The following is a 5115-nucleotide window of genomic DNA, read 5'->3' as shown; positions in this document are numbered from 1 at the left end:
TCACTCTACTGGTGCACGGGGTGCGCGTTCGCACGTACCCGGTAAGTGACCGTCCCGGCCCGGCCACCGGCGCTCTCAGACGGCGCGGTGGTACTGCGGCGGGGTGTGGACCGTACCGCCCAGCTCACCGGCGGCGCGGCGGGCCCAGGACGGGTCGCGCAGCAGCTCCCTGCCGAGCAGTACGGCGTCGGCCTCGCCGTTGGAGAGGATCTTCTCGGCCTGCTCGGGCTCGGTGATCAGGCCGACGGCCGCGACGGGCAGCCGGGTCTCCGCCTTGACCCGCGCCGCGAACGGCACCTGGTAGCCGGGGGTGACCGGAATGCGGGCACCGGCGGCGTTGCCGCCGCTGGACACGTCGAGGAGGTCCACGCCGTGCGCCAGCAGCTCGTCCGCGAGGCGCACCGTGTCGTCCACGGTCCAGCCGCCCTCGTCGAGCCAGTCGGTGGCGGAGATCCGGAAGAAGACGGGCAGCTCGTCGGGCCACTCGGCGCGGACGGCGTCCACGACCTGAAGGGCGAAGCGGGCGCGGTTCTCGAAGGAGCCTCCGTAGGAGTCCGTACGCCGGTTGCTGTGCGGCGAGAGGAACTCGCCGATCAGGTAGCCGTGCGCGCCGTGCACCTCGACGACCTCGAACCCGGCCTCCAGGGAGCGCCGGGCCGCCGCCGCGAACTGGCCGACGATCCCCTCGATCTGCTCCACCGTCAGCTCGGCGGGGAGGAGATGGCCTTCCGCGAAGGGCACCGCGCTGGGCGCCAGCGGCTCCCAGCCGCCGGCCTCGGCGCCTACCGGACCGCCGCCCTTCCAGGGGCGGTCCGTGGACGCCTTGCGGCCGGCGTGGGCGAGCTGGATGCCGCTGACGGTGCCCTGCTCGGAGAGGAAGCGGGTGATCCGGCGGAAGGCCGCCACCTGGGTGTCGTTCCAGATCCCCAGGTCGGCCGGGCTGATACGGCCCTCGGGGCTGACGGCCGTGGCCTCGGTCAGGATCAGCCCCGTACCGCCGACGGCGCGCGCCGCGAGATGGGCGAAGTGCCAGTCACCGGGCACCCCGGCCTCGGGGCCCGTCTCCTCCGCGCTGTACTGGCACATGGGCGCCATCCAGATACGGTTCGGGACGGTCAGGGACCGTAGGGTGTACGGCTCGAACAGTGCGCTCACGGCAGGCTCCATTCACCACATCGGGGAGGGGCCGGAACGGAAGGGGTGGGCCGGCCCATGCTTCGTACGGTACCCACCGTAGTACGGTGAATGTCAAACTACGAAGGGTCTCGTACCATGGAGGTACGTCCCGAAACGAGTGGAGCCGCCGTGACCGTCGCGACCAGCACCCGTGAACTCGCCCATCCGCCCTGTACGGAGATCCGCCTGGAGGGCGTGCTCCACGCGCTCGCCGATCCCCTGCGGCTGCGGATCGTCCGCGAGATGGCCGCCGCCGACGGTGAGCTGTCCTGCTCGGACTTCGACCTCCCGGTCACCAAGTCGACCACCACCCATCACTTCCGGGTGCTGCGCGAGAACGGGGTGGTCCGGCAGGTCTACCGGGGGACGGCCAAGATGAACGGGCTGCGCCGGGAGGAGCTGGACGCGCTCTTCCCCGGGCTGCTGGGTGGCGTCCTGGACGCCGCCGCCGCGCAGGAGGCCCGGCTCGGCGCACCGGTGGCGTGAGCCGGTGCCGGTGCCGGTGCCGCGGGTCGACGCCGGTGCTATGAGCCGACAGGGTGCCGTACGGACCGGCGCGTGCGCGCCAAAACCATAGGGGCGGATTGCCTGATTAAGTTGTGAATGTGTCGGAACATAGAGTGATGTCCGCCCAGGAGCCCCACGACCGTGACGCCCGCCCGTGGCCCGTGTGGGAGGTGCAGGGGCACGGCACGGTGACCGCCGTGGGGGATCCCCGCGACGGCGCCGAGCGGCACGAGATCCTGCCGCCGTGGGTCGATGTCCGCCTGACGTTCCAGGACGGGGCCCGGATCGACGTCCTCGCGGTGGTACGGGACGGCCGGATCGCCATCGAGGACGCCCAGGCCGATCCGCCGCTGGCGCTGGACGGTTTCGCGGCGCTGGCCGACGCGATCGAGGCGCCGCTCCAGAACGCCTGCCAGGTGGTCGCGGGGCCGCACCGGCCTCCCGTACCGCAGCCCGCCGGAGCGGTCCCGTGCGAGGCGCTGCCCGCCAGGGGTGAGCCGGCGCCGGGGGAGCCGGGGGAGCCGCCGTCGGAGCCCCGTACGGAGGCGGCCGGCCCCTGCCCCGAGGTGCCCGAGGTGCCCGAGGTGTCTGAGGTGCCCGAGGCTTCCGCGGCGTGGGTGAGCCGTCCCGAGCCGGAGGTCGTACCGGAGGCCGCACCGGACCCTGTGCCGGAGGTCGGACCGGACCCCGTACCTCCGCCCGGTCCGGCGGCGACAGCCCCCGCCACGGCCCTCGACGCGCCCGCCGGCGGGGACCGCGCGCCGGTGGAATCGGGCCGCCACCGTGCCCGTACCTCCGTCCCGCGCGGTGTCGCCGCCCGGCGCGGGGTCGCCGAGATCTACCGCGCGGCCCAGAGCGCCGGCCAGGACCCCGTGCTCGCCGTCATGTCCGCCACCGGGTTCAGCCGGCGCAAGGCGCTCAGGCTGATCGCCGGGGCCCGCGACGACGGTCATCTCAGCCCCCGGCACCACCGCCGCTGACCTCACGCCCGGTCGGCCGGGCGTCGTCCGGGCTCACATCGAGCGCATCCGGTTCATCTCCACGGTCTGCTGCGAGATGACGTCGTTGGCCATCTCCCCGACCAGGATGTTGTTGCCCTCGGAGACCGCCTCGGTCGCCATCGTGACCGCGCCCTGATGGTGAGTGATCATCAGCTTCAGGAACAGCTCGTCGAACGCCTTGCCCTTCGCCGCGCGCAACTGCGTGAGCTGTGCCTCGGTCGCCATGCCGGGCATCGTGCCGTGGTCGTGGCTGTGCTGATTCTTTGCCCCGCCATTGTTTTTCAGCCACGCTTCCATGACGTCGATCTCCGGCTTCTGCGCCGCGGATATCCGCGCGGCGAGCCGTTTCACCTGGGTCGAATCGGCCCTCTCCGGGACGAGTGCGGTCATGTCCAGCGCCTGGGAATGGTGGACGATCATCATCTGCGCGTAGGTGAAATCAGCCGAGTTGGGGGTGTCGTCGGGCGCGGCCTTCTTCGCCTCCTCCGGGGAGAGCGTCCTGGCCGGTTCGCCCGGTTTTCCGGGCGCCACCACGCCGGGGCCCTGTTCCGCCTTGGTCTCCGCGGCCTTGTCGTCCCCCGAGTCGCAGGCTCCCAGGGCCAGTACGGCGAGGGCCGCCGCCGCCGCGACGGTGGACCGGCGGACCCGGGGGTTCCGGTGGCGGATCAACACAGTGACCTCCTACTACACATGGGCAGGACTGAACACGTTCCTAACACGCTTCCGCATGTGAGTGATCAAAAACTTTCATTACGTCTCTGTTGCCATCTGTTGATATGTACATGGGAGGGACGATACTGCCGAGGTCCGAGACCCGTTCAACTCTGGACGGATACAAGGGAGGACGTAGTGACCTCGTTGCACACCACCCGCGTGCGGCGCAGACGTCTGGGCGTGGCGGCAGCCGCGGCCGGGCTCTTCGCGACGCTGCTGACCGCCGGACCGGCGGTCGCCACCCCCGACCCCGGTGACGCCCCGGCCAAGGAGAAGGTCTCCAAGAGCCAGGCCGCCGAGGTGAAGGAGGCCATCGCGCAGGGTGACATACCCGGCGTGGACGAAGTCGTCCACAGCTCCAACATCACCCACCTGGCCAATGTGCCGAAGGACCTGATCACGGGGACCAACTCGGATCTGGCCTTCCAGGGCAAGTACGCCTTCTCGGGGAACTACGACGGCTTCCGGATCTTCGACATCAGCAACCCGAAGTCCCCCAAGACCGTCGCGCAGGTTCTCTGCCCCGGATCGCAGAACGACATCTCGGTCTCCGGCAACCTGCTCTTCCTCTCCACCGACTCCTCCCGCAGCGACAACTCCTGCAACAGCGTCGCGCAGTCCGCGACGATCAAGGAGTCCTGGGAGGGCATGAAGATCTTCGACATCAGCGACAAGCGGAACCCCAAGTACGTGGCCGCCGTCGAGACGGCGTGCGGCTCGCACACGCACACGCTGGTGCCGAAGAAGAAGGACGTCTACGTCTACGTCTCCTCGTACTCGCCCAGCGCGTCCTTCCCGGACTGCCAGCCGCCGCACGACGGCATCTCCATCATCAAGGTGCCGCGCAAGGCCCCGCAGAAGGCCGAACTCCTCAAGTTCGAGGTGCTGTTCCCCGAGGGCGGCAACCCCGGCGCGCCCACCAACCCGGGTGTCTCGGCGACCACCGGCTGCCACGACATCACCGTCCTGCCCTCCAAGGACCTGGCGGCCGGTGCCTGCATGGGCGACGGCATCCTGATGGACATCAAGAACCCGGAACGTCCCAAGGTGATCGACCAGGTCCAGGACAACGTGAACTTTGCGTTCTGGCACTCGGCGACGTTCAACCAGAAGGCCGACAAGGTCATCTTCACCGATGAGCTGGGCGGCGGTGGCGCCGCCACCTGCAACGCGGCGATCGGTCCGAACCGGGGCGCCGACGGCATCTACGACATCGTCGGCAAGGGCGACAAGCGCAAGCTGGTCTTCCGCAGCTACTACAAGATCCCCCGGCACCAGGCCGACACCGAGAACTGCGTCGCCCACAACGGCTCGCTGATCCCGGTCAAGGGCCGCGACATCATGGTCCAGTCCTGGTACCAGGGCGGCGTCTCCGTCTGGGACTTCACCAACTCCTCGAAGCCGAAGGAGATCGCGTACTTCGAGCGCGGTCCGATCTCGGCCGAGACGCTGGTGGGCGGCGGCACGTGGTCCGCGTACTACTACAACGGCCACATCTACTCGAACGACATGGTCAAGGGCTTCGACGTGCTGAAGCTCGACGACCGTCTCACCGACCCGGCGAAGAAGGTGCGGATGGACGAGCTGAACGTCCAGACGCAGCCCGACTACTTCAGCGGCTCCGGCCACTGAAGGACCACGCCCTGAGATGTTGGGGCGGGGGGGGGGGCCGCCCCCGCGGCCCCCCCCCCCCCCCCCCGCGGTGGTGGGGGGGGAG

General features: G+C 70.0%; 5 protein-coding genes. 3 read left to right on the top strand and 2 right to left on the bottom strand.

The window, feature by feature from the left end:
- Nucleotides 1–75: 75 nt before the first annotated feature.
- Nucleotides 76–1155: an NADH:flavin oxidoreductase/NADH oxidase gene (locus tag ACFXPK_RS03205; RefSeq protein WP_385071044.1), complete on the bottom strand. Its 1080-nt coding sequence runs from the start codon at nucleotides 1153–1155 to the stop codon at nucleotides 76–78.
- A 150-nt stretch (nucleotides 1156–1305) separates the two neighbouring features.
- Here ACFXPK_RS03205 and ACFXPK_RS03200 point away from each other — a divergent pair, with 150 nt between their 5' ends.
- Nucleotides 1306–1662 carry an ArsR/SmtB family transcription factor gene (locus tag ACFXPK_RS03200; protein WP_384996271.1) on the top strand — a complete coding sequence of 119 codons (357 nt, stop codon included), beginning with the start codon at nucleotides 1306–1308 and terminating at the stop codon, nucleotides 1660–1662.
- 137 nt (nucleotides 1663–1799) lie between these two features.
- Nucleotides 1800–2663: a DUF6214 family protein gene (locus ACFXPK_RS03195; RefSeq protein WP_385071041.1), complete on the top strand. Its 864-nt coding sequence runs from the start codon at nucleotides 1800–1802 to the stop codon at nucleotides 2661–2663.
- A 33-nt stretch (nucleotides 2664–2696) separates the two neighbouring features.
- Here ACFXPK_RS03195 and ACFXPK_RS03190 read toward each other — a convergent pair whose 3' ends face one another.
- Nucleotides 2697–3356 (bottom strand): DUF305 domain-containing protein, encoded by a 660-nt coding sequence (locus ACFXPK_RS03190; protein ID WP_385071038.1) that lies wholly within the window; start codon nucleotides 3354–3356, stop codon nucleotides 2697–2699.
- 177 nt (nucleotides 3357–3533) lie between these two features.
- On the opposite strand from ACFXPK_RS03190, the gene ACFXPK_RS03185 reads away from it, so the two are divergent.
- The gene (locus ACFXPK_RS03185; protein WP_384996278.1) at nucleotides 3534–5030 is read left to right on the top strand and encodes an LVIVD repeat-containing protein; all 1497 of its coding nucleotides are present in this window, start codon (nucleotides 3534–3536) and stop codon (nucleotides 5028–5030) included.
- The last annotated feature ends 85 nt before the right edge of the window (nucleotides 5031–5115 follow it).

The sequence above is a fragment of the Streptomyces sp. NPDC059142 genome, assembly GCF_042755665.1.
Taxonomy (GTDB): Bacteria; Actinomycetota; Actinomycetes; order Streptomycetales; family Streptomycetaceae; genus Streptomyces.
Note: the sequence above shows the minus strand (reverse complement) of the source record. Positions and strands in the feature narration are given on the sequence as shown.

Excerpts from the sequence above, each read along its gene's own strand:
- ACFXPK_RS03195 (WP_385071041.1), top strand. The coding sequence starts at position 1,800 with ATGTCCGCCCAGGAGCCCCACGACCGTGACGCCCGCCCGTGGCCCGTG.